The organism is Aeromonas sp. R1-1 (assembly GCF_040908495.1).
In the GTDB taxonomy this organism is placed as follows: domain Bacteria; phylum Pseudomonadota; class Gammaproteobacteria; order Enterobacterales; family Aeromonadaceae; genus Aeromonas; species Aeromonas veronii.
This window is the reverse complement of record NZ_JBFODV010000171.1, coordinates 36,255-62,376: the sequence shown is the minus strand read 5'-3', so window position 1 is coordinate 62,376 and position 26,122 is coordinate 36,255. Positions and strand designations below refer to the sequence as shown.

At 58.7% G+C, this 26,122-nt stretch carries 25 protein-coding genes and 1 pseudogene; 16 read left to right on the top strand and 10 right to left on the bottom strand.

Features of this window, described 5'->3' with window-relative positions; genetic code table 11:
* The first annotated feature begins 93 nt into the window (after positions 1–93).
* The 3 genes from AB5Y92_RS10475 to AB5Y92_RS10465 all read left to right on the top strand — a co-directional run bounded on the left by AB5Y92_RS10475 (position 94) and on the right by AB5Y92_RS10465 (position 2,658).
* Positions 94–273, top strand: coding sequence for a DUF3149 domain-containing protein (locus tag AB5Y92_RS10475; RefSeq protein ID WP_139730425.1), 180 nt, complete (start codon positions 94–96; stop codon positions 271–273).
* Between the two features lie 186 nt (positions 274–459).
* Positions 460–1,041: a DNA endonuclease SmrA gene (gene smrA / locus AB5Y92_RS10470; RefSeq protein ID WP_201944366.1), complete on the top strand. Its 582-nt coding sequence runs from the start codon at positions 460–462 to the stop codon at positions 1,039–1,041.
* A gap of 138 nt (positions 1,042–1,179) precedes the next feature.
* Positions 1,180–2,658 (top strand): carboxypeptidase M32, encoded by a 1,479-nt coding sequence (locus AB5Y92_RS10465; protein ID WP_368226732.1) that lies wholly within the window; start codon positions 1,180–1,182, stop codon positions 2,656–2,658.
* Positions 2,659–2,776: 118 nt separating this feature from the next.
* Here AB5Y92_RS10465 and AB5Y92_RS10460 read toward each other — a convergent pair whose 3' ends face one another.
* The 6 genes from AB5Y92_RS10460 to AB5Y92_RS10435 all read right to left on the bottom strand — a co-directional run bounded on the left by AB5Y92_RS10460 (position 2,777) and on the right by AB5Y92_RS10435 (position 6,654).
* Positions 2,777–3,178, bottom strand: a complete 402-nt coding sequence (locus AB5Y92_RS10460; RefSeq protein WP_159143128.1) for a VOC family protein — start codon at positions 3,176–3,178, stop codon at positions 2,777–2,779.
* Positions 3,179–3,272: 94 nt separating this feature from the next.
* Positions 3,273–4,904, bottom strand: a complete 1,632-nt coding sequence (locus AB5Y92_RS10455; RefSeq protein ID WP_368226731.1) for a hypothetical protein — start codon at positions 4,902–4,904, stop codon at positions 3,273–3,275.
* On the bottom strand, positions 4,901–5,461 hold the full coding sequence (locus AB5Y92_RS10450) for a PilW family protein (protein WP_368226730.1): 561 nt from the start codon (positions 5,459–5,461) through the stop codon (positions 4,901–4,903). Before AB5Y92_RS10450 ends, AB5Y92_RS10455 begins: the two co-directional genes overlap by 4 nt.
* Entirely contained in the window at positions 5,455–5,847 is a 393-nt protein-coding gene (locus AB5Y92_RS10445) for a prepilin-type N-terminal cleavage/methylation domain-containing protein (RefSeq protein ID WP_368226729.1), read from the bottom strand. The genes AB5Y92_RS10450 and AB5Y92_RS10445 overlap by 7 nt, the downstream gene beginning before the upstream one ends.
* Positions 5,844–6,263 carry a GspH/FimT family pseudopilin gene (locus AB5Y92_RS10440; RefSeq protein ID WP_368226728.1) on the bottom strand — a complete coding sequence of 140 codons (420 nt, stop codon included), beginning with the start codon at positions 6,261–6,263 and terminating at the stop codon, positions 5,844–5,846. Before AB5Y92_RS10440 ends, AB5Y92_RS10445 begins: the two co-directional genes overlap by 4 nt.
* A 1-nt stretch (position 6,264) precedes the next feature.
* Positions 6,265–6,654: a type IV pilin protein gene (locus AB5Y92_RS10435; protein ID WP_368226727.1), complete on the bottom strand. Its 390-nt coding sequence runs from the start codon at positions 6,652–6,654 to the stop codon at positions 6,265–6,267.
* Positions 6,655–7,065: 411 nt separating this feature from the next.
* Between AB5Y92_RS10435 and AB5Y92_RS10430 the strand changes: the two genes are divergently transcribed.
* Positions 7,066–8,610, top strand: coding sequence for a DNA-3-methyladenine glycosylase 2 family protein (locus tag AB5Y92_RS10430; protein ID WP_368226726.1), 1,545 nt, complete (start codon positions 7,066–7,068; stop codon positions 8,608–8,610).
* A complete protein-coding gene (locus AB5Y92_RS10425; RefSeq protein WP_368226725.1) occupies positions 8,607–9,080 on the top strand; it encodes a methylated-DNA--[protein]-cysteine S-methyltransferase in 474 nt (157 codons plus the stop codon). The genes AB5Y92_RS10430 and AB5Y92_RS10425 overlap by 4 nt, the downstream gene beginning before the upstream one ends.
* A gap of 66 nt (positions 9,081–9,146) precedes the next feature.
* On the opposite strand, the gene AB5Y92_RS10420 is transcribed toward AB5Y92_RS10425, so the two are convergent.
* From AB5Y92_RS10420 to AB5Y92_RS10410, 3 genes are all read right to left on the bottom strand, one after another.
* Complete coding sequence (locus tag AB5Y92_RS10420; RefSeq protein ID WP_368226724.1) at positions 9,147–11,006, bottom strand: U32 family peptidase; 1,860 nt, start codon at positions 11,004–11,006, stop codon at positions 9,147–9,149.
* A 97-nt stretch (positions 11,007–11,103) separates the two neighbouring features.
* Positions 11,104–11,712 (bottom strand): LysE family translocator, encoded by a 609-nt coding sequence (locus AB5Y92_RS10415; protein ID WP_368226723.1) that lies wholly within the window; start codon positions 11,710–11,712, stop codon positions 11,104–11,106.
* Positions 11,713–11,839: 127 nt separating this feature from the next.
* Entirely contained in the window at positions 11,840–12,781 is a 942-nt protein-coding gene (locus tag AB5Y92_RS10410; RefSeq protein WP_107682532.1) for a LysR family transcriptional regulator, read from the bottom strand.
* Positions 12,782–13,007: 226 nt separating this feature from the next.
* On the opposite strand from AB5Y92_RS10410, the gene AB5Y92_RS10405 reads away from it, so the two are divergent.
* The 11 genes from AB5Y92_RS10405 to AB5Y92_RS10355 all read left to right on the top strand — a co-directional run bounded on the left by AB5Y92_RS10405 (position 13,008) and on the right by AB5Y92_RS10355 (position 25,250).
* Positions 13,008–14,096, top strand: a complete 1,089-nt coding sequence (locus AB5Y92_RS10405) for a ketoacyl-ACP synthase III (RefSeq protein WP_201987874.1) — start codon at positions 13,008–13,010, stop codon at positions 14,094–14,096.
* Positions 14,097–14,349: 253 nt separating this feature from the next.
* The gene (locus tag AB5Y92_RS10400; protein WP_201987875.1) at positions 14,350–15,564 is read left to right on the top strand and encodes a methyl-accepting chemotaxis protein; all 1,215 of its coding nucleotides are present in this window, start codon (positions 14,350–14,352) and stop codon (positions 15,562–15,564) included.
* Positions 15,565–15,573: 9 nt separating this feature from the next.
* Entirely contained in the window at positions 15,574–15,942 is a 369-nt protein-coding gene (locus AB5Y92_RS10395; RefSeq protein ID WP_005338778.1) for a response regulator, read from the top strand.
* Positions 15,943–15,955: 13 nt separating this feature from the next.
* On the top strand, positions 15,956–16,282 hold the full coding sequence (locus AB5Y92_RS10390) for an STAS domain-containing protein (protein WP_005358513.1): 327 nt from the start codon (positions 15,956–15,958) through the stop codon (positions 16,280–16,282).
* Between the two features lie 22 nt (positions 16,283–16,304).
* Entirely contained in the window at positions 16,305–18,515 is a 2,211-nt protein-coding gene (locus AB5Y92_RS10385) for a chemotaxis protein CheA (RefSeq protein WP_201987876.1), read from the top strand.
* A 10-nt stretch (positions 18,516–18,525) separates the two neighbouring features.
* Entirely contained in the window at positions 18,526–20,451 is a 1,926-nt protein-coding gene (locus AB5Y92_RS10380; RefSeq protein WP_201987877.1) for a methyl-accepting chemotaxis protein, read from the top strand.
* Between the two features lie 12 nt (positions 20,452–20,463).
* Positions 20,464–21,033, top strand: a complete 570-nt coding sequence (locus AB5Y92_RS10375; RefSeq protein ID WP_164537572.1) for a chemotaxis protein CheW — start codon at positions 20,464–20,466, stop codon at positions 21,031–21,033.
* Between the two features lie 43 nt (positions 21,034–21,076).
* A complete protein-coding gene (locus AB5Y92_RS10370) occupies positions 21,077–22,831 on the top strand; it encodes a methyl-accepting chemotaxis protein (RefSeq protein ID WP_164537573.1) in 1,755 nt (584 codons plus the stop codon).
* Positions 22,832–22,887: 56 nt separating this feature from the next.
* Entirely contained in the window at positions 22,888–23,691 is an 804-nt protein-coding gene (locus tag AB5Y92_RS10365; protein WP_164537574.1) for a protein-glutamate O-methyltransferase CheR, read from the top strand.
* A gap of 3 nt (positions 23,692–23,694) precedes the next feature.
* Entirely contained in the window at positions 23,695–24,186 is a 492-nt protein-coding gene (gene cheD, locus AB5Y92_RS10360) for a chemoreceptor glutamine deamidase CheD (RefSeq protein WP_164537575.1), read from the top strand.
* Complete coding sequence (locus tag AB5Y92_RS10355) at positions 24,183–25,250, top strand: chemotaxis response regulator protein-glutamate methylesterase (protein WP_101531219.1); 1,068 nt, start codon at positions 24,183–24,185, stop codon at positions 25,248–25,250. The genes cheD and AB5Y92_RS10355 overlap by 4 nt, the downstream gene beginning before the upstream one ends.
* Positions 25,251–25,261: 11 nt before the next feature.
* On the opposite strand, the pseudogene AB5Y92_RS10350 reads toward AB5Y92_RS10355, so the two are convergent.
* Positions 25,262–25,979, bottom strand: a pseudogene (locus AB5Y92_RS10350) (transposase); the annotation flags it as partial.
* Between the last annotated feature and the right edge of the window lie 143 nt (positions 25,980–26,122).

Below are 26,122 nucleotides of genomic sequence, written 5' to 3'. Positions count from 1 at the left end.
AACAACCTGCAAGGGAGTTGATCGGGATCATCCCGGACGGGGCAAAGAGGTATTTATCATGCCTGTCATCAACCGGGTGACAGGAGCAATAAAATGGACTTTTGGCTGGACCTGATGTTTGGCAACAGCGTGGGATTGATGTCGATGCTGGTGATTATCGGCACCTTCTTGCTCATCAGCTCTTACGCGGCCTACTTCATCTACAAGGTGATGCACTCGCAACCGCCTCATTCACAGCAACCCCATTCTCATCAGCCCAAAGAGGGAAAATAATCCTCTGACCACAGGCGGCAGCTCACACTGACCGCCTGTGCTGTTTTATTGTTCGCGACTGTGCTTCCCGGGCCAGACTGCACCAGTGTCCATGCTGGGCGCCCCTTATCCCTGCCCCTTTCCCCGTTTTCTGTGCCGGTTGCGGCCGTTATAATGGCCCCCACTTTTTCTTATGGGGAGCCTGCCGTGTCTCATAACGACGAACTCTCGCTATTTATGAATGAAGTGGCCGACGTGCGGCCCATTCGCAGCGACAACATCCATCCCCATGCGGCCAAATCCGCCCCGACCGAGGCGCAGCTCGCTCGCCGTCAGGCTGCCACCGCCGAACAGCTCGCCTTCGACCACCTCACCATGGAGGCCATCGAGATGCGCGATCCGCACGAAATCGTCGGCTTCAAACGCGATGGGGTGCAGGAGGGGGTCTACAAGAAGCTGCGGCTCGGCAAATACGAGCTGCAGGCAAGCCTGGACTTGCACCAGAAAACCCTCAACGAAGCGCGCCAGACGCTGGTGCAGTTCATTGCGGATTGTGAAGTCCGGGATATCCGCTGCCTGCTGATCCTGCACGGCAAGGGGGAGCGCAGCACCCCGCGCGCCCTGCTGAAAAGCTATGTCAGCGCCTGGTTGCCGCAACTGCCAGCCGTCATGGCGATCCACAGCGCCGAGCGTCGCCACGGCGGGAGCGGTGCCCTCTATGTGCTGCTGCGCAAAAGCGAACGCAAAAAAGCGGAAAATCGCGAACGGCACCAGAAGCGGCTCGGCTAACCCGCCTCTCGCCACTACGCCTTTGGCCCGCCTGCATGAAGGTGGTCAACTATACAGCGGCGGTGTTAGCATCGAACGGCCCCAAGCATGCCAGGTACGGGGCGGCATACCATCAGGGACGATAACAAGGACAATCCCATGTCATATCAAAAGCTTGAACAACATCAGCAACAGATCCACCGCTTTCGCCACCTCGCCGCCATCTGTGGCTGGGATCAGGCGGCCATGATGCCGGAAGGGGGCAACGATGCCCGCGCCGAAGCGATGGCCGAACTCGGTCTGCTGATCCACCAGAAGCGCACAGCTCCCGAGCTGGGCGACTGGATTGCCAGGGCCGAGAGCGAACCGCTCGATGAAGTACAACGGGCCAACCTCGGCGAGATCAAGCGCCAGTGGCAAGATGCCAGCCTGCTGCCCGGTGAGCTGGTCGAAGCGCTGTCGCTCGCTGGCAGCAAGTGCGAGCACGCCTGGCGCAGCCAGCGCAAGAACAACGACTGGGCCGGTTTTGCCCCCAATCTCGAGGAGGTGGTGAAACTCTCCCGTGAAGTAGCGCAGCTGCGGGCCGATGCGCTTGGCGTGCGCCCCTACGACGCCATGCTGGCCCTCTATGAGCCGGGCATGACCAGCACACGACTTGATCAAATCTTCGGCGATCTCGCCAGCTGGTTGCCGGATCTTATCCTGACCGTGAGTGAACAACAAAAGGGCGATGCCTTGTTGCTGCCGCAAGGCCCCTTCCCCATCCCGACCCAGCAAGCGCTCGGTCAGGAGGTGATGGGACTGCTCGGCTTTGATTTCGCCCACGGCCGGCTCGATGTGAGCAGTCACCCCTTCTGTGGCGGCGTGCCGACCGACGTGCGGATCACCACCCGCTATAACGAGCAGGAGTTTGTCTCCAGCCTGATGGGCATAGTGCACGAAACCGGTCACGCCCGTTACGAGCAGGGGCTGCCGCGCCATCTGCTGGGTCAGCCGGTGGCCGAAGCGCGCTCCATGGCGATCCACGAGAGCCAGAGCCTGTTTTGCGAGATGCAGCTGGGGCATCATCCGGCCTTCCTCGCGCTGCTGGCACCACGCATTCGTCACCACTTCGGCGAGCAGGCGGCGTTTGCGCCGGACAATCTGGCCAAGCTCTACAGCCGGGTCGAGCCGGGCTTTATCCGGGTCGATGCGGACGAGGTGACCTATCCGGCCCACGTTATCCTGCGCTACGAGCTGGAGCGCGATCTGGTGGAAGGGAAGATCGAGGTAGCCGACATCCCCGAGCTGTGGGACGCCAAGATGCAGCAGTGGCTGGGGCTCTCCACCAAGGGCAACTACCGCAATGGCTGCATGCAGGATATTCACTGGACCGACGGCTCGTTCGGCTACTTCCCGAGCTACACCCTGGGCGCCATGTATGCCGCCCAGCTGCGTTTTGCCCTCGAAAAAGAGCTGGGCAGCATGGGGGAGGTGATCGCGGCGGGTCGCTTGCCGGAGATCTTCGGCTGGCTCGGGCGCCAGATCTGGTCACAGGGGAGCCTGCACAGCACCGACGAGCTGGTGCGCCGCGCCACCGGTGAAGCGCTCAACCCGCACTGGCTGCGCCAGCATCTGGAACAGCGTTATCTGAAGTGATGCTTGCTACACGGGTAACAAAAGACGGGGCCCTTTTAGTTGACCACTACAGGGCCCCGTTTTTATGGCGGTGCATGGCACAGCACGCCGCCACAACCATGCTGTAAAAAGAGAAAATTCAGAGAGGATCAGGGGAACCCAGCAACTCGCGCAGTTGCAGGATATTGCCCTCAGGGTCGAAGGCGTTGCGCACCACAAAGCCGGGCCCCGTCCACTGCTGTGGCAGCAGGCCGCCGCCGAGATCCGCCGCCTTCGCTTCTGCCCAGGCGAGGCTGGAGACGGTGAAGAACAGCTTGATGGCCCCCTCTTCCCGCAATTCCGGCGGCCGCTTGATAACAACTTGCCCGGTATAAGGCTCGGGAATGGCGTGGATCAGCAGCTGGATATCGCTGTTTTCCAGCACCACCAACTGCTCATCCTGACTGCAGACCACCATCTGCAGCAATGTACGGTAAAAGTGGGTCAGCAGGCCCGGATCCTTGGCATAGATCAGGGCACCGGCACGAGCTGGGCCTGGCATGGAGCACTCCTCAACAGTGAACGACTGGGTGGACAGATCTCCACCTTCTCACAGTTGCGCGCCCCATTCGATCCTTTTTAGCGGCTCGCCAGCCTCACTGCACAAAGTGCCACTGCCGCAGTGCCAACGTCGGAGGCGGCCCCTGATCGTCCCCCAGATCTGCCATGCCCAGCGCCTCGTCATAGTGCACACCGCCCGCACCGCTCTCGGTCAGGTGCTTGGCACGCACCGCCCCGTACAGACCGCCAGTTCCGCTGATCTTCATCTCGGTGAGCGGGGCATAGAGAGCGGCATAGAGCGGCGTATTGCCCGACAGCTTGACCCCATCCTTGCCGCTATACGCGGAATAGATGGAGATAGCGGGCGTACCGCCAGCGGTCAGCCCCTGTTTGGCTGCCGTCACCTCGGCACCGGCCCCAAGATCGACCTTGCCGCTGACGATCAGGGTCAGGCTGCTCCCCTCGCTCACCGTCAACTTGTTGCTGCCAGTCATGGTGAAATCCTTGTCGATCAGCAGCACCACATCCCCCTTGATGGTGAGACTGGCATCGGCCCCCATATTGAGGCTGTCGAGCTTGTAAACGGTCTGCTCCTTGCCAAACAGCTCCCCCTTGCCGGGTAGCGGTAGCCCGGGCTTGTGCTGGTTGCTGCTGGTGACCGAGCCAGTGGCAGGATCCGTGGTCAGCACCATCTGCTGGGTGGCGCCCAGCGTCAACGGGCCATTCAGCGGCAGATTGGCCAGCTTGGGAGAGTTCGGCAGCGCGGTCACATTGAGCGGGTCACACACCTGCCCGGCCACGGGTGGCAGCTTGGGATGAGTGCGGTACTGGGGATCCAGATACTTCTGATGCTTGGCATCAAGGAATGCCCCGTTCCCACCATAGTTCAACTTGTCGCCAGCAATGCTTGTGCCATGACCCATAAAAACATCACCATTGATCGCAACAGCTCCGGCAATATGCCCCCCTTGCAAGGCAAAATTTCCACTCCCGTTTACGCTGCCCTCAACCCTGACGACCCCATCAGAGGGAGAAATGGTGATATCGCCGCCAGCAAGTACATTACCTGCAACAGGTGAAGAGCCGTTCAAGGTCACTGAGCCGGTCGCCCGCACATCACCCCAGATGGGGGAGTGCCCGGCGAGCACTACATTGGCCTTGTCGCTGACAGTCGCCACCTTGGCGTTTTGCCCCTGATTAAGAGTCCCGGAAACAGATTCCTTGTACGCCCCCTTGCGCGAGTCATAGCTGTCGATAAAACCGCTACCGGAGAGGCTCAGCCCTTCACACGCCACCACCGAATCCTGAAAGATGAGATTGCCGGGCTCACGCTTGAGGGCAAACAGCGCGTTGAGGCTGGCATTGCCCTCCAGATAGCGGCCATGGCTCTGCAACGCCAGCTTGCTGCCGGCGGAGGCATCAAGCTGCTCGATGCTGAAGCGGCTGCCCGCCATGGCTCCTTCCCCCTTGCCAGGCACCTTCTGCACCAGTTGAGCCCACTCGATGCGCGGTTCGGCGCCAAGGGCCTGATGCAGGGCTCTATAACTCTCGTTCATCCCCTGCTCGGCACTGAGCTGCGCATTGATCTTCTTGTGAAAATTGCCGCTCAGGCGAGTCTGCAACTGGTTCTCCTGAATGCTGGTAAACACCAGCAGGCTCGACAGCAGGCTCACCACCAGCACCACCAGCAGTACGGCTCCCCGCTGCCCCTGCAATCCCTTGTTCATCCCGCTCCCCCTGCTGTGGCGTTGGCACCGGATGTGGCCAACGCTGCCTCCCAGACCGCCTTGCGGCGGGCCACCTGCACCTCTACTCCCGGTGCCAGATAGCTGGGCAGCCCTTCGGGCAAGATGCGGATATTGACCAGCGCCCCCTGCTGGCCGAATTCAAGATCCTGAAGATGGGCCAGCAACAGGCGCGGGCCATCCCCGTCATCGCAACTGAGTACCGGCGGCGTGAAGCGGTACTGCTCGGTAAAATCGGTGGTTTTCTGGTTGCCAAGGCAGGAGAGCACCTGACTGCCCCCCTCTACCTTGAAGGCCAGCGTCAGGCGATCAGGGGTGACCGCTATCAGCTGATCCGCCTGCTTGATGCTGTTGGTAAAGGTGAGAGTGGCAAAGCGCAGCACTTCGTTCGCCAGCTCAAGCGCCTTGCTCTGCTCGACCGTGCTCTTGATCGGGGCGTAACCGGCAAAAATCGCCAGCATCAGCATCAGACCGAGCACCATGGAGATCATCAGCTCGACGAGACTGACGCCTCGTTGCCGTAAGGGGACGCTCAGCATAAAGGCGGAAATCCTGCATTCAACTCCACCCGCTTGGCGCCGGAGACCCGCTCATCCTGCCACTCGATAGCGACCACAAAGTTGTCGCTATAACGGTTCGGTAGCACCAGCTGGTGGCCATCCTGCAGGATGAAGCGGGCAAGAAAATCGGCCTGGGTGAACCGCTCGGGCTTGCGCTGCACTTCACACAGCGAGCTCCAGATCTGCTCCACGCTGTTGCTCGCCTCGATCGTGGCCAGCGTGCTCTGCAAGCTGTAATGCGCCTGCTGCAACGAGACCACCTGCCCCTTGGCGAGACCGAGAAACACCATCACCGCCAACACCATGGAAACCATGATCTCCACCAGATTGAAGCCCTGCTGGCGGGCAAGTGCGGCGTGTCTCATGAGCAGCTCCCTTGCAGCAGCTGGCCGCTCGGGGCCACGCAGAGCACCCGCTGCTCACCGAGGCGATTGGCCAGAATGATCTCGGCGTGGCTGCTGCTGCCGGTTGGCGCGATCTGGATGGGGTCAAACGGCTTGATCACCACTCCGCCAGCAGGTGCTGCTGCCTGACGCAGCAACTTGCTGCCAGCCATCACCTCCCAACCACCGTTCTCGGTGCCCTGCAGTACCACCGGCAGGGTCAGCTTGACCGCTTCGCTGCGGGCAAAGCGGTAGGCTGAAGCGAGTTCGGTCGCACTGCGATCGAGCCGTTCGGCCGCGAGGCGCTGACTCATGGAGGGCAACCCGACCAATAGCAAGATGGCGGCGATGCCGACCGTGATCATCAACTCAATCAGAGTAAATCCGCGCACGTTCATCCTATGATCCCCAGCAGTCATGGCGATTGGCCGCGCGATAACCGGTCTGCTCGAGGGTCAGAGTGCCGCACTCATCCTGTTGTCGCGTCGTTGGAATGGCTTTGAGCAGGTAGTCGCCAGCATCTTGCTGGCTGTAGCTGAACTGGTAGAAATCCGTGTTGGAAGGGGTGGCAAACGTGTCGGGATAACGGCCCTGCTGGGTATAGATACGTTCGAGGGCGAGCGCCTGCTCCAGCAATTGCTGCTGCGCTTCGTAACGACGTCCCTGTTGCAGATAACCCTGATACGCTGGCAATGCGATGGCCGCGAGAATGCTGACAACCGTCATGGCGATCAACAACTCGATCAGACTAAACCCCCGGCAATGGGGCCATGCCTTACAGTCGTTCACTTATCATCCTTGGCAAGTGTTGTTGTTATTGGTCGGCCTAAGGCCGCAGATGTGATGACTTAATAATCATCAAAAATTAACTGACTCGATTGAACAACACAAAATCGCCACACTCAACGTAAAAAAGATAGTTATGTGATCTGTTATTAATTTTTAAGCAGCTTTCGCCGCCACTAATCTCGCTAAGCAAATAAAGCTAGGCCAATCGTGCCTCCGACCCGTCCGTTATGCCCCCTTCTGTCGAGCCGCGATACATGAATAACAGCGTGACGAAGAGTGAAACCCGGCCGTGCAATGAAAGAGCAAAAAAACCTTTGGCCAATTTTTGCTATCCCTGTCCGTTTCTGGCTAGTCACGGCCCCCGAGCCCCCTTACTCTTTTGCCATCTATTCCAGCAAAGCCGCCAACACCATGAATGCAAAGCCAAGCCCAGAGTCGTCACAAGATGGGGTGATCAACACCCTCAGCCGTGAACAGTGTCACGCCGCACGGCTCGCTCGCGACGCTCGCTTTGATGGCCGCTTCTTTACCGGCGTGCTCTCGACCGGCATCTACTGCCGGCCAGTCTGCCCGGCACGGCCACCCCACGAGCACAATGTGCGCTACTTCCAAAGCGCCGCGGCCGCCGAGCAGTATGGGCTGCGACCCTGCCTGCGCTGCCGCCCTGAGCTGGCCCCCGCCGCCCGTGGCGATCTGCCGGTTGAACTGGCACGTCTGCTGGCGCGCATCGATCGCGGAGAGCTGGCGGAGGGCACTCTCGCCAAACTGGCCACTGAGGCAGGGATCAGCGAACGCACGCTACGCCGCCAGTTCGAGCAACATCTCGGCGCCTCACCAAAACAGGTGGAGCAGACGCGCCGCCTGCTGCTCGCGAAACGACTGCTGACCGAAACCGGGCTGCCTATCACCGACATCGCGTTTGCCGCTGGCTTTGCGAGCATTCGCCGCTTCAATGACGCCTGGCTCAACGCCTACGGGCTGGCCCCACGCACCCTGCGCCAGCAGGAGCAACACGATGACGAGCCAGAGCACATGAGCGCGCAGCCCCGCGGCGCAACCCTGACGCTGCAACTGCCCTATCGCCCCCCGTATGACGTAGCTGCCATGCTGACGTTCTACCGGATGCGGGCGATCCCGGGGCTGGAGCGGGTAGATGGCGAGGTGTATGAGCGGCGCTACCGGGTCGGCGATCAGGTCGCGCTGGTGCGTATCGCGCAAGGCAAGGGGCACAGCCTGCTGCTTACTGTCCATGACCTACCGCTCGCGGCGCTGCCCGATCTGCTCTATCGGGTGCGCAGGATGTGGGATCTCGATGCCGATATGCAGCGGATCGGTGATCTGCTCGGTCAGGATCCGCTGCTCGCCCGCTTGCAGGCGCGCTGGCCCGGCGTGCGACTGCCGGGTGGCTGGGACGAATACGAGGTGATGCTGCGTGCCATCGTCGGCCAGCAGGTGTCGGTCAAGGGGGCCATCACCATACTCGGGCGGCTGGTAGCTCGTACCGAGGCGCAATTCGGGGTGGCGCAACTGCCGACCCCCGCCCAGTTGTGCGAACTCGATCTCGACGGCATCGGCATGCCCGGCAGCCGTATTCGTACCCTGCGGGGAGTGGCGAAGGCACTGGCCAGCGGCGAACTGACCCTCACGACAGCCAGTGACGACCAGTTGCTAGCGCTACCGGGCATAGGTCCCTGGACGGTCGCTTACTGGCGTCTGCGCTGCGGGCTCGATACCGATGCCTTCCCCGTCTCCGATCTGGTACTGCAAAAGGCGCTGGGAGGCGGTGCCAAGCTGCCGGTGAAGGATGTGTTGGCGCAAAGCGCCGCATGGCAACCGTGGCGCAGCTATGCGGCAAGCTGGCTGTGGCACGCCATGAGTGAAGCGCCCGATTTGCTACTCCGTGCCACTGGCAACGAAAACCAGCCAGATAACCCACAACAGGAGATAACCCCATGATCCGCTACGATATCCTGCCGACCCGCTGCGGCGATCTGCTGGTTGCCATCAATGAATCTGGTCTGGTGCACGTAGACTTTGTGGCGGGCCTGCGGGCACTGCCCGATATGAGTGGCTGGCAGCAAGATCACAGAGCACTGGCTCCCTTCCTCGCCGAATTTGACGCCTATTTTGCCGGTCGCTTGCAGCGCTTCTCCCTGCCCCTTGCCGCCCGCGGCACCGCATTTCAGCAAGCGGTATGTCAAGCATTGTGCGACATCCCCTACGGCGAGACCCGCAGCTACAGCGATATCGCTCGCACCATCGGCAAACCCGATGCGGTGCGGGCAGTGGGCGCGGCGAATGGCCGCAATCCGCTCTCGATCATCGTCCCCTGCCATCGGGTGATCGGCCAAAACGGCAGCCTGACCGGCTATGCGGGGGGATTGGAGATTAAAAAAACGCTGCTGGCGCTGGAGAGGGACAATTAAAGGAGGGTATGCAGAGAACCTGCGATAAAAATTGCCCCTTTCCGGATGGAGAAAGGGGCTCATTGATCAGCGTTTCAGGCTGCCCATCACATGCATTTCGCAGCGGTTGCAGTCAAAGCGCAGGCGGAAGGTATCTTTACCCATCTTGAGCTCCAGCGGCTCGGCCTTGAGACCGGGCACCTCGTTCGGACAGAGGTTCTGGCTATAGCGGATGCAATGCTTGGTGATCATCAGCACCACTTCCCGCTCCTCCTTATTGGCCTCATAGGCGGGAGCGATGCGCTCCACCCCGTGTTCGCGGAAGAACTGCTCGGCGGCACTGTTCAGCACGTTGCCAAGGTAGGAGAGACGGTGCTGGGGATAGTTGATATCCCGCAGAGCGATCCGTCGCTCGGGGCGCTGGTAGCTGGCCACGCGAGCCGCCTCCAGCGCAGCAATGCCATCCCGGCGCAAACCGTTGAGCTGTGATGCGGCGATAAATAGCGGGTGAGTGAATGCCAACTCAATCTTGCGTGCCACAAACAGGGTATTGCCGAGTTTGCCAAGCTGATCCCGCGCCTGTTGCAGCGCCCGCTCCGGGTTGTCGGCAGGCTGTTTGTCACAGGGAAGCGTCACCGCGGCTCTAATGCCCTGCTCGTCGGTGAGCGTGAGAATCACGCCCTCATCGCACTCTGCCAGCACCATATCGACCCGGATGCGGCGATCCGCGCTCGCCTTCTCCAGCATCTTGCTGAACGCCTGATCGTGGTTGCGGTAGATTTCGGTGCCCACCTTCAACCCCGGCATACGTTCAGACAGGAGTAACTGCTTACCTTCGACCTTGTTGAGGCGCATCCCCACCAGCTCGTTGTTCGGCTTGAAGAAGCCCAAACCGTCGCCGTTGTTGAGGGTGACCGGTTTGCCATCAATCTCGATACCGTCACGGGTCACCTTGGTGACACGTCCCAGCGGTTCACCCACATATTTCGGGCTTTTGGTGGAGTCGATACCCTGATGACGGCCATGGAGGAAGTAGTCTGTGCTGCCGCGGTTGAAACTCTTCTTGGGGTCAGGCGTGAAGCTGTAGCGGCAACGACCCGCCGAGGCAGCGACCAGATCGGAGCGGCTATCCAGAATGGCGTCCAGCTTCTGGCGATACCAGGCGGTAACGTTTTTAACGTAGTCGAGCCCCTTGAGTCGCCCCTCGATCTTGAAGGAGCGGATCCCCGCTTCGATCAAGGCCTCCAGGTTGTCGGTCTGATCCATATCCTTGAGGGACAACAGGTGGCTGTCGGCCACCAGCACTTCGCCATCCGGCTTTTGCAGCGAGCAGGGCAGACGGCAGAGCTGGGCACACTCGCCACGGTTGGCACTGCGGCCGGTACGGGCATGGCTGATGTTGCACTGGCCGCTGTAGGAGACACAGAGCGCGCCGTGGATAAAGAACTCCAGCTGCACATTGGTCGCCGCGCTGATCTCGCGGATCTGCGCAAGAGACAGTTCGCGCGCCAGCACCACCTGAGAGAAGCCCACATCCTGCAGAAACTTCACCTTCTCCGGCGTGCGGTTGTCGGTCTGGGTACTGGCATGGAGCGCGATGGGAGGCAAATCCAGCGCCAGCAGCCCCATATCCTGCACGATGAGCGCATCGGCACCGGCTTCGTAGATCTGGTGGGTCAGCCGCCGGGCCTGCTCCAGCTCATGATCGTGCAGCAGGGTGTTGAAGGCGACAAAAACCTGGGCGCCGAAACGGTGGGCGTGACGTGCCAGCGCTTCGATATCCTCAATGGTGTTGCCTGCCGCACTGCGGGCGCCAAAGGCTGGGCCCCCCATGTAGACGGCATCGGCCCCATGGTTGATGGCTTCGATGCCGTAGGCGAGGTTCTTGGCCGGAGCCAGCAGCTCCAACCGGTTGTTGTGGCTTAACGGGTGCTTGTTCTGGTGCATGGTCTCGGGATCAGGGCGGACAGCAAATGGGCGCTACTCTAGCCCATTCACCACCCGCGTGCCTTGATCCCGCTTAAGGTATCTGCGAAATACATGATTACATGACCACCTTGAGTGCCAGCCCGAGCAGCACCAGCCCGCTCACCTTGTCGATGACAAAGGATTTGGCTTTAAGCCACGCCAGCACCGGCCCGCGGGAGAGCACCAGCGCCACCAGCACGTACCAGACTGCATCGATCCCGCCAGCGGTAAGCATCATGATGCCCCCTTCGCTCCAACCGGTATCGGCCCGCACAAACTGGCTGAACAGGGCGATGAAGAAGACCGCCAGCTGGGGATTGAGGAAGGCCACCATAAAACCTTCAAAGGCCCCTTGCCGACCACGCAGCTGGTGCACCTCTTCACTCACTTCACCACTGGCTGGTTTTGCCAGCAGGGCTTTCACCCCAAGCCAGGCAAGAAACGCTGCACCGCCGTAGCGGATCAGATCAAACAAGATCGGGGTCTGGGTGATCAAAATGGAGAGGCCCAGTGCGGTAACCAGCGCATAGATACCAACCCCGAAGCCGTGGCCGAGCGCGGTGGCGACGCCATGCCCCTGCCCACCCTGCACCGTGTTGCGGATGATCAGCGCCAGACTCGGCCCCGGGCTGATGGCGCCCATCACGCAGATTGCGGCCAGTGCCAGCCAACTCGTCAGTTCCATGCTTTTCCTCTTTATATGCTCGATAGGATGCCTGCATTCAGGGTACGGGCTGAGCCGTTATGCCAGTAGTGAAAGTTATGAATAGAACCCATAACCCATGGCTATAACGCAACACAACTGACCGAGGCTAACCGCCGAGATCAAGCAGCTTGCGACTCTCGCCGACGGTGCGTTGCAGGTGATCCCGCAGGAAGGGGTAAGCCAGCTCGCGAAACCAGCGGTGGGCCGGATCCTGATGGTGGCGCTGATGCCACAGCAGATGATACTGCTGATCGCGGGTCGCAAAGGGCAAGTCGACAAAGGTGAGCTCATGACCGCAGGAGAGCTGCCAGGCGATATGGGCCGGGGTGGTCATCAGGCAATCGGTGCGCAGCAACACCTCCACTGCCGCCTGAAAGAAGGGGACTCGGGCAAACCAGCGCCGACTCAGTCCCTGCGGCGCCAATACCTGCTCCACCGGACTGTCCTTGTCCCCTCCCCCGCTCACCTGCAGGTGAGGCCAGGCGAGATAGTCATCGAGACTCAGCGCCTTGCCCGCCAGCGGATGGTGACGTCCCATCAACACCGCTAGCCGATCTTCCCCCTGATGCAGACCTCGGATCTGCTCCGGTACCTGCTCGGTGATGGTAGATACCAGATCCAGCTCGGACTGCCACAGCTGCGGCAGCTGACGTTTGTCCCACAGGCTGTACTCCAGCGCCGCCAACGGCGCCTCTTTGGCGAGCGCGGCACAGATATCGGGCAGGATATGCTGGGCCACATAATCGGAGGAGGCGAGCCGAAATACCCGCTCGCAGCGGCTCGGGTCAAACCCGGGGGCCTCGTAGAGCCGCTCCAGCGCACCGAGAGAATCCGCCAGCTGGGCGGCCAGCGCTTCGGCTCGCGGCGTCAGCAGCCAGCGTTGCCCCTCCCGCACCAGCAACTCGTCATCAAACTCGCTGCGCAACTGAGCAAGCTGCTTGCTGATGGAGGGCTGACTCAGGTGCAGCAGCTCTGCGGCGCGGCTGATATTGCGGGTCTCCAGCAGCACCTTGAGGGTCGGCAACAAGTTGAGATTGGCTCTGAGCAAGGAGATACCCTCATCGGTGGCGAAACGCCTATCTTAGGGCAGAGGAGTCCCGCGTTTTAAGCAAAATTTCCTGCCATGTTCAGCGCGTTGCAGCCCTTTGCGACCAGATGGCACAGCAGATCCCCCCGCACATAACCATGACCACAAGATGACAGTGGTTGTCTCGTACGGCATAATTGCACGATTTTCCGCCCGCGGGCGATCCACTTTAAGAAGCGGTAACAAGATGAAATACGCCAATATCACCGGCTGGGGCAAATGCCTGCCTCCCTCCGTGCTGACCAACGATGACCTCAGCACCATCATGGATACGTCAGACGAGTGGATCTATCCGCGCACCGGCATCAAGGCCCGCCGGATCTCCCATGTCAGCACCTCGGATCTCGCCACCCTGGCCGGTCGCCGCGCACTGGCCTGCGCCGGTCTGGAAGCGAGCGATCTCGATGGCATCATCCTGGCGACCGCAACCCCGGACAACCTGTTGCCAAGTGCCGCCTCTGCGGTGCAGAAGAAGCTCGGTGCCGTCAATGCCGCCGTGTTTGATCTCAATGCTGCCTGCACCGGTTTCGTCTACTCCCTCTCCGTCGCCACCTCGCTGGTGCAGACCGGCATGATGAAGAAGGTGCTGGTGATTGGTGCCGAGCGCCTCACCTACCTGCTGGACTGGGCGCGCCGCGATACTGCCGTGCTGTTTGGCGATGGTGCCGGTGCCGTGGTAATCGAGGCGAGTGAGCTGGAGTGTGGCCTGATCGCCAACAAGCTCGGCTGTGACAGCGAAGCGCGGGAGATCCTGCATGTGCCGAACTTCGGTACCGATCGGGTGCGTTTTGCCGACATCGATGGTCTGTTCACCTTCAACTTCGAAGGGCCGGAGATCTTCAAACGCGCCGTGCGCGGCATGGGGGAAGCCACCAGCACTGTGCTGGCGCAGGCCGGTATTGCGCCGGAGCAGGTCGATCTGATCGTGCCGCACCAGGCCAATATCCGCATCATCGAGACCCTAGCCAAACGGATGAATGCGCCGATGGAGAAGGTGATGGTCAACATCGAAAACTACGGCAACACCTCCGCAGCTACCGTGCCCATCGCCCTTTGCGAAGCGCTGGAGCAGGGCCGCGTCAAGCCGAACTCCTATCTGCTGACCGCCGCTTTCGGTGCCGGCCTGACCTGGGGGGCCGCCATCATCAAATGGGGCGATCGTGTTACCCCTATCAGTAAATGCGAGGCTGAACTGCCACCGTGCGACCAGAGCGCGCTGGAACTGATTGCTCACGCCGTCGAAGGGTGCCAGAAGGCCCACGCCAACGAGGCTTGATCCTCATCAGGAGCCTGAATCCTCAGGCTCCCTCTCTCCTCTTCATCCCCACCAAGCTCTGCCCCCCACTTCGCAAGCCGCTTGATACGGCAATCGCTGATACAAACAACTCCGATTTGCAGCCAATTAATTTTTTTCCGCTAACCTTATTGTGCCAACTATAAATAAAGAAAAGAGCGTCAAGGGGCACCATGACTGTTTCGGTCCTGCGCCTTTACCTCTTACCAAATAATTGCACAGGGATAAGCTACGTATGGCACAACACAAAAGTGGCGTGAACACACCGCTTTGGGAACCGGTTTGCTGGATTTGCTGCATCGGGCTTGCTCTGCTCAGCTGCCTGTTGCTGCAGCTCGTCGATGCGCTGTCACCTCTCTACCTGCTGCTCAATGTGCTGGTTGGTATTGCCGCCGCGCTCTGGACATCGAGTCACTTCCACCAGCACACACTCCGACATCGTGCAGGAGAGGAACAAACCGTCGCGACCGATCCTCTCGCCCACTCCATCATCGGGCTCGAACAGGTGTGCGAGAAGGCTCTACCTATCTGGTCCCAGCAAATTGAAAGCTCTCGTCAACAAACCGAAGCCGCGATGATTGACCTGACCCAACGCTTCAGCGGCTTGGCCAACAAGCTGGAGGAAGCAGTCAATGCTTCTCATCTGGCAGCCGGAGAATTGGGTGATGCCAATTCCCGTGGCATGGCAGGAGTCTTGAGCGAGAGCCAGCAGCAGCTCAATGAAGTGGTTGCCATCCTGCACTCCGCCCAGGCCAATCGGGACGCCATGCTGGGTGAGATAAAAAGCCTGACCACCTACACCATAGAGCTCAACACCATGGCCATGGATGTGGCCAAAATCGCCTCCCAGACCAACCTGTTGGCTCTCAACGCCGCTATTGAAGCGGCTCGTGCAGGGGAAGCAGGCCGTGGCTTTGCTGTGGTCGCTGATGAAGTGCGTAACCTCTCCCGCCTCTCCAGCGAAACCGCCCAGAAGATGACCGACAAGGTAGACACCATCAATACTGCTATCGGTCGCGCCTTCCAGATTGCCGAAAATGCTGCCGCACGGGATCACGCCTCGGCGCTCAATTCGGAGCAGACAATTGAACAGGTACTGGCCCGTTTTCGCCATGCCACTGACAGCCTGGCGGAATCCGCCTCCCTGCTGCAAAACGAGAGCACCGATATCCATCGCGAAATCTCCAGCGTCATTGTCTCGCTGCAATTTCAAGACAGAGTCAGCCAGATCCTCAGCCACGTCAGACAAAACATGGAGAGCCTCTCCAGCCATCTGGTTGCTTCGGAGCAGAGCAGCAATGCGACAGGGCCAATCCAGATCGATGCCAATCGCTGGCTGGCAGAGATGGAGCTCTCATACGCCACCGACGAACAGCGCAATATTCACCATGGTCGCACCACCCGTACAGTCAACGCGCAACCAAGCAGCGCCGACATCACATTTTTCTAGGAGAGAGATATGGGCAAAACGATCCTGATCGTGGATGACTCGGCAACTATTCGCCAAGTCGTGGGCATGACCCTCAAGGGAGCCGGTTATGAGGTCATGGAAGCCTCTGACGGCAAAGATGCGCTCAACAAACTAGATGGCAAGAAGATCAACCTGATCATCAGTGACGTCAATATGCCGAACATGGATGGCATCACCTTCGTCAAAGAGGCCAAAAAGCTGGCCAACTACAAATTTACCCCTGTCATCATGCTGACCACCGAGTCTCAGGACAGCAAGAAGCAGGAGGGACAAGCTGCAGGAGCCAAGGCCTGGGTGGTCAAACCCTTCCAGCCCGAACAGATGCTGGCCGCAGTCGCCAAGCTCATCATGCCGTGATCCGGAGCGCATCATGCAACTACAGAGTGAGCTACTCGACAACAAGGTAGTGGTGACCATGCCGGACGAGATCACCATTTATACAGTCAGCGAGCTGAAAGATGCCCTCTCGCCCTTATTGCATCAGGGGAACGAACTGGAGCTGAATTTGGCGGCGGTATCCGAGATAGACAGCGCCGGGCTGCAATTGCTGCTGGCAGCAAAGAAAACCGCTCTGCAGCAAGGCTCCTCCCTGGCGCTGGTCTGGCACAGCCATGTTGTGCTTGAACTGCTGGAGCTCTGCCAGCTCTCGGCCTTTTTTGGCGACCCCACCCTCATCACCCATGGCGAACGGCCCTGAGCCACCATGACAAGGAGTCACCGTGAGCATCGATCTTGATCAGGCTTTACAAACCTATATCGCCGAGGCACGCGAGTTGCTTGAAGAGATGGAGTCAGCCCTTCTATCACTGGAATCTGACCCTGACAATAGCGAGCTGATTGGTGCCATCTTCCGTGCTGCTCATACCATCAAGGGGTCGGCTGGCCTGTTTGGTCTGCAACCAATCGTCGGGTTTACCCATATCGTCGAGGATCTGCTAGACCAGATCCGCAATCAGCAGCTCACCGTCACCTCTCCTCTGATCAAGGATCTGCTGGAGAGCTGTGACCATATCCAGACGCTCATCAGTGTCGTTGCAGAACAGGGCAGCACCTTAAGCGATGGCGATGCCAACCAGGATGAACGGCTGAGGCTCGCTCTCACCCGTCATCAGTGCGTCCCCCATGCCACGCTGCCAGATACTGTACATACGCCTGAACCCAAGATCGAAAAAGAGGGAGGGATTACCAGCTCCGCCTCCCTGTGGCATATCTCCCTGCGTTTTGGTCCTGATGTGCTGCGCAATGGCATGGATCCGGCCGCATTTCTGCGCTATCTCGGCACCCTCGGAACCATATGTTCAGTGGAGACCATCCATCAGGCGTTACCGGATTGGGAACAGTTCGATCCGGAGAATTGCTACCTAGGCTACGAGATAGACTTCGACTCGCAGGCAGACAAGACGGCCATCAGCGATGTCTTTGAATTTGTCAGAGATGACTGCCAGATCACCATCTTGCCACCCCACAGCAAGATCGCCGAGTACATCAACCTGATCGAGTCGCTGCCTGAAGATAGCGCCATGTTGGGACAGTTGCTGGTCAACACCGGCGCCCTGACGGCAGAGGAGTTAGCAAGCGGTCTGCAGGCACAACAAGCGACCCCGGCAGAACAAGCGCCAAGACTCGGAGAAATCCTTATTGCGCAGGGTGCCGTCAACGAAGCCGTCGTCGATGCTGCTCTGAAAAAACAGAACCAGACCAAGGAGAGCAAGAGCAAAGAGGGCCGTTACGTCAGGGTGCATGCCGACAAGCTGGACGATCTGATCAATCTGGTCGGGGAGTTGGTAGTCGCCAGTTCAGGAGCCAATCTGCTGGCCCAACGCACCCGCGAAAGCCAGCTGCAGGAAGCCACCTCGGTCATTGCCATGCTGGTGGAAGAGATCCGCGACAGTGCACTGCGCCTGCGCATGGTGCCTATCGGCGATACCTTCAACCGCTTCCAGCGGGTGGTGCGCGATGTCAGTCAGGAACTGAACAAGGATATCACTCTGGTGATCTCCGGTGCCGAGACTGAACTGGACAAGTCGGTGGTAGAGAAGATCGGCGATCCGCTGATGCATCTGGTCAGAAACTCGATGGATCATGGCATCGAATCGGCAGAGCAACGGCTACTGGCAGGCAAACCCCCCCGTGGCACCCTGAATCTCAATGCCTATCACGACTCCAACAGTATCGTCATCGAAATTCGGGATGACGGCGCTGGTCTCAACAAAGCCAGGATCCAGCAAAAAGCCATCGAGCGCGGTCTGATCAGCCCAACCACCACGCTGACTGATCTGGAGATATACAACCTGATCTTCGAACCGGGGTTCTCCACCGCCGAGGCGATAACCAACCTCTCCGGTCGCGGGGTGGGCATGGATGTCGTCAAACGCAACATAACTGCCCTGCGCGGCACAGTCGATCTGGACAGCATCCCAGGAAAAGGAACCCGTGTGCAGATCCGCCTACCGCTTACCCTTGCCATCATCGACGGCTTCCTGGTGCGAGTCTGCGACACCCACTACGTTATTCCCCTCGATATGGTGATCGAGTGCGTTGAATTGACCCAGAGTGCACTGGCCGATACCCAGGGTCGCAATTACATCAATTTGCGTGGCGAGGTTCTGCCCTTTATCCGCCTGCAACACTACTTCGATACCAATGGCAGCAAAGGGAGGCGCGAGAACATTGTCGTGGTCAGCCATGCAGGCAAAAAATCCGGACTGGTGGTGGATGAACTGCTGGGAGAATTCCAGACCGTCATCAAACCGTTGGGGAAATTGTTCCAGCACCTGCAGGGCATCAGTGGTTCAACCATTCTGGGGGGGGGAGAGGTCGCCCTGATCCTCGACATTCCTTCGCTTATCCAGCACGCAATCACTCAGGAATCCTGTCAGCTCAACAGGTTGACAGTGTCGCGCAACCTGCCTCAATCCAGCATCAACTGAGGGGACCATCATGTTAAAAAATTCCACCATCAAATTGCGTCTTATCGTACTGCTCTGCATGCTCTGCCTGCTGCTGCTGGCCGTTGGCAGCCTCGGGTTATACAACATGCAGAGCAGCAATACCGGGTTGCAGCGCGTTTACAACGACAGGGTGGTTCCCCTCAAGCAGCTGAAGACCATCTCCGATAACTATGCCGTCTCGATCATCGACAACCTCAACAAGGCCAATGCGGGGCTGATCCCGGCAGAAGAGGCTTTGAAGCAGATACAACAGGCCCAGCAGACCATCAAAAACGAGTGGCATCACTACCAGTCCACCACCCTCACACCGGAAGAACAGCGCTTGTCAGCCGAGGCGACAACCCTGTTCAACGCGGCCGATACCGATATTGGCAAGCTGGAGAAATACCTCGCCACCCAGCACGGCATGATTACTGGCATGCTGAACAATTTTGACGGTGCCCTCTATGGCTCCATCGACCCGATAGGCAACAAAATCACCGAGCTGGTCAACCTGCAGCTCAATGTGGCCAAGTCGGAATATACCGCAGCGCAATCTTGGTATGACGTGATGCTGATAACCATGGCGGTGGTTATCGCGGTCGGCATCGCACTCGCAGCCTGGTTTGGCACCCTACTGATCAAAAGCATCATCACCCCCATCGAACAGGCTCTACGCGTGGCCAATAGTCTGGCTGAGGGCAATCTGGATGTATCGATCCGGATAGAGTCCAACGATGAAGCGGGTCAGCTCTTGATGGCGATGGATAACATGGTCAAGAAACTCGGGGCCTTGATCACGGATATCGAGACCCTAGTCACTGCCGCTGTCGAACAGGGCGACTTCAGCCACAAGATTGCCCTAGAGGATCGTCAGGGATATATCAAGCGGGTATCCGAGCTGCTGAATCGCCTCTCCCATGTGACAGATACCAGCCTGGAAGATGTGATGCGCATCGCCACCGCGCTCTCCAAGGGTGACCTGACCCAACGGATCGATGAGCCCTACCCAGGTATTTTTGGCCAGACCAAAGACGGCCTCAACCGGACCATTACTGCGCTGACCAATATCATCGAAGAGGTACGCAACGCCGCCGACAACCTGACCAATGCCTCCAATCAGGTGAGCAACACGGCGCAGGCATTGAGCCAGGCCACCAGCGAGCAAGCGGCCAGCGTTGAAGAGACCAGCGCCTCTATTGAGCAGATGAGCGCCAGCATCAATCAGAACACCGAGAACGCCAAGATCACTGACAGCATGGCCAGCAACTCGGTGTTGGAGGCCACCGAAGGGGGCCAATCCGTTCAACAGACGGTGACCGCCATGCAGCAAATCGCCAAGAAAGTCAGCATCATCGACGACATTGCCTACCAGACCAACCTGCTTGCCCTCAACGCCGCCATTGAGGCGGCTCGCGCCGGAGAGCATGGCAAAGGCTTCGCGGTGGTTGCTGCCGAGGTGAGAAAACTGGCAGAGCGCAGCCAGATCGCTGCGCAGGAGATTGGCGAGCTCTCCTCCGACAGCGTCAGCAAGGCAGAGCGGGCTGGCAACCTGCTGGAGAGGATCGTCCCCTCCATTCGCAAAACCTCTGATCTGGTACAAGAGATCAATGCCGCCTCAGGTGAACAGGCCAGCGCAGCCAACCAGATCAGTCTGGCCATGAACCAGCTTAATCAGGTGACACAGCAGAATGCGGCCAGCAGCGAGGAGCTGGCGGCCACGGCTGAAGAGATGAGCTCACAAGCCAGCGAACTGCAGCAAACCATGGCCTTTTTTGCTCTGGAAAAAAGTGCGCAACTCAACACCAGGTCCCATGAAACAGGTCACAAGGGCATTCCCCCCAGAGGCAGTTTCATCGCCCCCCCACAACGGGCCAGCCAGCCCAATCAACCATCACCCAATTCCATTGATGACGCGGATTTTGTCCGCTTTTAACCGGAGGCGACCATGCATACATCCACCGACATCACGGTGCCAACAGTGGCCGCTGACGAGAGCAGTGGCGATGCCCAGTACCTGACATTTCTGATCAACAACGAGATGTTCGCCATCAATATTCTGGGGGTCAAAGAGATCATCGAATACGGCAACATCACTCCGGTTCCGATGATGCCGGGTTTTATTCGCGGCGTAATCAACCTCAGAGGAGCGGTAGTGTCGGTCGTAGACTTGAATGCCCGCTTTGGCAATGCACCTTCGGTCATCACTCGCCGCAGTTGCATCGTCATTATTGAGGGGGTGGCCCCGCAGGGCGATGAACCTGTAGGTCAGGATATTGGCGTTGTGGTGGATTCCGTATCGGAAGTACTGGGTATCCCACAAGCAGATATCGAGCCCCCACCCAGTTTTGGTGCCCGCATCCGGGCAGATTTCATCAGCGGCATGGGCAAGGTCAACGGCAAATTCGTCATCCTCATCGATACCGGGAAAGTGTTGTCACTCGATGAGATGGCTCAACTCAACGAACTGGCCCAGCCACAGGCAAGGTTGCCACAAGGCAACCTGCAACCCTCCTGAACAGGCCTCCATACTCCACGACATGCAGCATAAGGAAACGCTCATGACCCAATCATTCTTAGGAAAACTCTTCGGAGACAATACCACCGAAGTGAGGCAGCGGACCCAGTTACTCGACGCAATCAGCCAGCTGCAACACGCAGTCCTGGCAGAGCAGGTTCCAGCACCACTCGATCTTTCCGGTATGGACAGTCCCTTTCGTGAAGTAGGACATGCCATCAACGAGGTGGTCACCTTGCTCAGCGACAAGCTGGAACAGAGCCGCAACGACATTAAAAAGAACCTGGTGCTGCTCCATGAGAACCAGCTGGTTCGCAAAGCCCTCGACTGCGCCAGCACCAACGTGATGATTGCCGATACCAACCTCGACATTATCTATATGAACGAGGCTGTGACCGGCATGCTCAATCAGGCTGAGACCGACATCAAGAAAGAGCTATACAGCTTCAACGCCAATCAGCTGATGGGCGCCAACATCGACAGCTTTCATAAAAATCCCGGCCATCAGCGCGCCATGCTGGCCAAACTCAACAGCACCTACCGTACCCAGATTCAGCTGGGGGGGCGCACCTTCTCCCTGATCGCCAATCCGGTCTTCAACGATACCGGTGAACGGTTGGGAGCCGTGGTCGAATGGGCCGACAGAACCAAGGAGGTGATGATAGAGAAAGAGATGTCCGACATTGTGCAGGCCGTGATCAATGGCGAGCTGCACCGCAGGATGGAACTTACTGGCAAGAGCGGCTTCTTTCAGGCGATGGGAGAAGGGATCAACCAGATTGCCGAAGTGATCGACAGCACCCTCAACGACGTCATCCGGGTCGTGCAATGTCTGGCAAAAGGTGACCTGACCCAACAGATTGAGGCGGACTACCCTGGCGTGTTTGGCACCACCAAGGATGCGCTCAACAAAACTATCGCTTCGCTCACCAACATCGTCACCGAAGTGCGCGGCGCCTCTGACAACCTCTCCAGTGCCGCCGAGCAGGTAAGCGCGACCGCCCAGTCGATCAGCCAATCCAGCAGTGAACAGGCCTCCAGCATGGAGGAGACCAGCGCCTCCATCGAGCAGATGAGCGCCAGCATCAACCAGAATACCGACAATGCCCAGGTCACCGATGGCATGGCCAGCAAGGCAGCCAAAGAGGCCGTAGAGGGAGGAGAAGCGGTCAAACTGACTGTGGATGCCATGAAGCAGATCGCCAGACGGATTGGCATCATCGATGACATCGCCTACCAGACCAATCTGTTGGCACTCAACGCAGCTATCGAAGCGGCGCGGGCAGGCGATCACGGCAAAGGCTTTGCCGTAGTGGCGGCGGAGGTGCGCAAACTGGCCGAACGCAGCCAGGTGGCAGCACAGGAGATTGGCGAGCTGGCCTCCAGCAGTGTCGAGATGGCGGAAAAAGCAGGTCGTTTGCTGGATCAGATGGTTCCTTCCATCAACAAGACCTCGGATCTGGTGCAGGAGATCAGTGCCGCTTCGGTAGAGCAATCCACCGGTGTCAGCCAGATCAATCAGGCCATGAACCAGCTGAGTCAGGTTACCCAGCAGAACGCTTCTTGCAGCGAAGAGCTGGCTGCCACAGCAGAAGAGATGAGCAGCCAGGCTGAACAGCTGCAGCTGGCCATGGAATTCTTTACCCTGGAAGTCCACGCCAAAGAAGGTAAAGCAGCCACCTCGCATCTTCACCCCAATACCCGAGGTCGCTTCATGAACGAGAGCACTGCCAACAGTCGGGAACGAGCCGCCACAGTCCAACGCCCCACGGGCGATGGCGATTTTGTCCGGTTCTAGTCACGGGAGAGGCGTTGCCTCTCCCGTCTCCGACCACACAGGTAGAGGGATAGTTTTTGTATCAAACCCAGCTGCATGATGATGAGTTCTCCCGTTTCCAACGCTGGCTTCATCAAACGGCGGGGATAGAGCTGTCTCTTGCCAAGAAGGCGCTGGTGGCCAGCCGCCTGGCGAAACGCCTCTGCCACTATGAGCTGGATAGTTATGACGACTATTTCCAGCTCATCATGAACGATCGCAGCAGCGAACTGCAGCTGGCGCTTGATCTCCTTACCACCAACGAAACCTACTTTTTCAGGGAGCCCAAACACTTCGAGTTTCTGACGCGGGAGATAGTCTCAGCGCTCCCGCCCGAGCAATCGCTGCGGGTCTGGAGCGCTGCCAGCTCATCCGGCGAGGAGCCCTACAGTCTGGCCATGACCCTCGCGGAAAAACGCAGCACCTTCAACTGGGAGATCCTGGCCTCCGATATCTCGTCCCGGGTGCTGGAACAGGCGATGAGCGGGCGCTACCCCATCGAGCGGGCGCAAAATATTCCACTGCCCTTTTTGATGAAATATTGCCTCAAGGGTGTGGGCCTACAGGAAGGCATCTTCATCATTGATCGCAAGTTGCGGGATAAGGTGCAGTTCATGCAGATCAACCTCAATCAGGATCTGCCGGACATTGGCATGTTTGACGTCATCTTCATCAGAAACGTGATGATCTACTTCAACAAGGAGACCAAAGGGCAAGTATTGCAGCGGCTGGTACCCAGACTCAAACCCGGTGGCTACCTGCTGGTGAGCCACGCCGAGAGCCTGCATGGCCTGCACCACGGCCTGCAGCTTGTCTCTCCTTCCATCTATCAGAAGAGATAAGTCATGGCACGGGAGGTGATCCTGCAACCGGGAGAGCTCTTTTTTGGCAAGGAGGATGTGGTGGTCCGAACCGTACTGGGCTCCTGTATTGCCATCACCTTGTGGCATCCGGAGCAGAAACAGGGAGGAATGTGTCACTACATGCTGCCAAGTCGGCGCAATCCCTCTGCCACGCTGGATGGGCGCTATGCCGATGAGGCCCTCGCCTTGCTGCTGCAAGCGGCCAGTCACTATCCCGCCCCCATCCATGAATATGAGGCCAAGTTGTTCGGGGGTGGCAACATGTTTACCGAACCTCAATACGCACAGAGCGACAACAATGTCGCCGCCAAAAATATTCAGGCAGCCTGGCAGCTGACCCGACACCTTGGCCTTGATATCAAGGCTCATCATCTTGGCCATAGCGGCCACCGAAGCTTGCTCTTTGAGCTCAGCAACGGCAGTGTCTGGCTCCGCCATCATCGTCTGCCACATCAACGGGAGTCGCGAGAATGAAGCAGATCCGGGTCATGCTGGTGGATGATTCCGCCGTGGTCAGACAGGTATTGCAAGCGGTGCTGGAGCAGGAGCCTGATATCCGGGTGATCGCCACAGCATCAGATCCCCTGTTTGCCCAGGAAAAACTAAAGAAAGAGTGGCCTGATGTCATCGTGCTCGATGTGGAGATGCCCCGTATGGATGGCATCACTTTTCTCACCAAGATCATGGCAGAGCATCCAACCCCGGTGGTGATCTGCTCCTCCCTCACCGAAAAAGGGGCCGAGACCACCTTGCAGGCAATGGCTGCCGGCGCGGTGGACATCATCACCAAACCGACCATGGGGATAAAAAGCTTTCTGCAAGAATCTGCCCACGACCTGGCGATGGCGGTACGTGCTGCGGCCCAAGCCAATCTCAAGCGCGTGGGCAAGCCCTCCTCTGTGCCGGTCAGCACCAAACTCAACGCAGATGCCATGCTGGCGCCCAACCAGCACGCCATGGCACAAACCACCGAGCGGCTCATCGCCATCGGCACCTCGACCGGCGGCACCCAGGCGCTGGAAGCCGTGCTGACAGCCTTGCCCCGGGTCAGCCCCGGCATTGTCATCGTGCAGCACATGCCGGAGAAATTTACCGCCATGTTTGCCGAGCGGTTGAACGGGGTCTGCCAGATAGAAGTGCGGGAGGCGAGGAACAATGACCGAGTGATCCCGGGGCTGGCGCTGATAGCCCCCGGAGGCAAGCATATGCTGCTCAAACGCAGCGGAGCCTACTATCATGTCGAGGTGGTCGACGGGCCGCTTATCAACCGCCATCGCCCCTCGGTGGATGTGCTGTTTCGCTCCGTCGCCAAATATGCCGGCAAGAATGCCACCGGCATCATCATGACCGGCATGGGGGATGATGGTGCCCGAGGATTGCGCGAGATGCTGGATGCGGGTGCCAACACCTATGCCCAAGATGAGGCCTCCTGCGTGGTCTTCGGCATGCCCAAGGAGGCGATCAAGCTGGGAGCAGCCCGCCATGTGCTTCCCCTGCAAGAGATGCAATACGCCATCCTCGGCAAGTTAGTATCATGACACACCGCTGTCAGGTAATGCCAACGACCACCTGCACAGACATAGCTGATATCGCTACACCTGATTGGGTTGCGGAACATCAAATTCGCGGGCCAGCAGCTTGGGAATGTCCGGTCGTTCTGACCGTGCCACCTTATAGCGGTGTACGCCCGGCGGTTTGGATGCCAACCCGGCATCCTTCATCAGGGGCCGCACTTTGAATCGGCCAATCTGATACCCCAACGCCCGCATCATCGACATCAAGGCGCGGCTGCCCGCTGAGTTCCGGCTCTATTTGAACAAACGGCGCAACTCACAGCGCAGCTGCATACGCTCACGGTTAATCGTCCGCCTGCGGGCCAGATAGTCTTAAAAACAGGAAGTGGGCACATCGAAAGCGCAGCAGACCAGAGTGATGGAGGCCCGCTCCCTTAATCGGTCTATCAGCGCGTACGTGTGAACTCGTCCGCTATCAAGAGAGCAGTAGCTTTTAGTATGTCCTTTTCGCGCTCGAGCCGGTTGATGCGGGCTTCCAGCTCCTGGACTTTCTGCTGCTCCGGAGTCAGTGCTTTACTGATATGGGGAGTGCCGGTTCGTTCGGATTGCAGTTGCTGAACCCTGCGGCGAAGCACGGTTTCACCGACATCCAGTGAACGGCTTGCTTCGGGGGACTGAATATCCCTGGTAGAGCACCAGGGATGCGGCTTCCAGTTTGAACTCGGCTGTAAATGAGCGACGCAATCTTGTCATTAAACACCTCAGGTTATGGTGGCGACTGTACCACCTAAAATGGTATTCGGGATGGTTAAACCACAACAAATCAATCCAAAAAAGCGAACAACAATGTCATTAAGGCTTAACTGACTTACATTTGAGTCGAGAAGCTTCTTTTT

Excerpts from the sequence above, each read along its gene's own strand:
- AB5Y92_RS10445 (WP_368226729.1), bottom strand. The coding sequence starts at position 5,847 with ATGAGACACGCCGCACTTGCCCGCCAGCAGGGCTTCAATCTGGTGGAG.
- AB5Y92_RS10475 (WP_139730425.1), top strand. The coding sequence starts at position 94 with ATGGACTTTTGGCTGGACCTGATGTTTGGCAACAGCGTGGGATTGATG.
- cheD (WP_164537575.1), top strand. The coding sequence starts at position 23,695 with ATGGCACGGGAGGTGATCCTGCAACCGGGAGAGCTCTTTTTTGGCAAG.
- AB5Y92_RS10465 (WP_368226732.1), top strand. The coding sequence starts at position 1,180 with ATGTCATATCAAAAGCTTGAACAACATCAGCAACAGATCCACCGCTTT.
- AB5Y92_RS10390 (WP_005358513.1), top strand. The coding sequence starts at position 15,956 with ATGCAACTACAGAGTGAGCTACTCGACAACAAGGTAGTGGTGACCATG.
- AB5Y92_RS10355 (WP_101531219.1), top strand. The coding sequence starts at position 24,183 with ATGAAGCAGATCCGGGTCATGCTGGTGGATGATTCCGCCGTGGTCAGA.
- AB5Y92_RS10440 (WP_368226728.1), bottom strand. The coding sequence starts at position 6,263 with ATGAACGTGCGCGGATTTACTCTGATTGAGTTGATGATCACGGTCGGC.
- AB5Y92_RS10455 (WP_368226731.1), bottom strand. The coding sequence starts at position 4,904 with ATGAACAAGGGATTGCAGGGGCAGCGGGGAGCCGTACTGCTGGTGGTG.
- AB5Y92_RS10430 (WP_368226726.1), top strand. The coding sequence starts at position 7,066 with ATGAATGCAAAGCCAAGCCCAGAGTCGTCACAAGATGGGGTGATCAAC.
- AB5Y92_RS10415 (WP_368226723.1), bottom strand. The coding sequence starts at position 11,712 with ATGGAACTGACGAGTTGGCTGGCACTGGCCGCAATCTGCGTGATGGGC.
- AB5Y92_RS10450 (WP_368226730.1), bottom strand. The coding sequence starts at position 5,461 with ATGCTGAGCGTCCCCTTACGGCAACGAGGCGTCAGTCTCGTCGAGCTG.
- AB5Y92_RS10375 (WP_164537572.1), top strand. The coding sequence starts at position 20,464 with ATGCATACATCCACCGACATCACGGTGCCAACAGTGGCCGCTGACGAG.
- AB5Y92_RS10380 (WP_201987877.1), top strand. The coding sequence starts at position 18,526 with ATGTTAAAAAATTCCACCATCAAATTGCGTCTTATCGTACTGCTCTGC.
- AB5Y92_RS10370 (WP_164537573.1), top strand. The coding sequence starts at position 21,077 with ATGACCCAATCATTCTTAGGAAAACTCTTCGGAGACAATACCACCGAA.
- AB5Y92_RS10460 (WP_159143128.1), bottom strand. The coding sequence starts at position 3,178 with ATGCCAGGCCCAGCTCGTGCCGGTGCCCTGATCTATGCCAAGGATCCG.
- AB5Y92_RS10400 (WP_201987875.1), top strand. The coding sequence starts at position 14,350 with ATGGCACAACACAAAAGTGGCGTGAACACACCGCTTTGGGAACCGGTT.
- AB5Y92_RS10405 (WP_201987874.1), top strand. The coding sequence starts at position 13,008 with ATGAAATACGCCAATATCACCGGCTGGGGCAAATGCCTGCCTCCCTCC.
- AB5Y92_RS10420 (WP_368226724.1), bottom strand. The coding sequence starts at position 11,006 with ATGCACCAGAACAAGCACCCGTTAAGCCACAACAACCGGTTGGAGCTG.
- AB5Y92_RS10395 (WP_005338778.1), top strand. The coding sequence starts at position 15,574 with ATGGGCAAAACGATCCTGATCGTGGATGACTCGGCAACTATTCGCCAA.
- AB5Y92_RS10425 (WP_368226725.1), top strand. The coding sequence starts at position 8,607 with ATGATCCGCTACGATATCCTGCCGACCCGCTGCGGCGATCTGCTGGTT.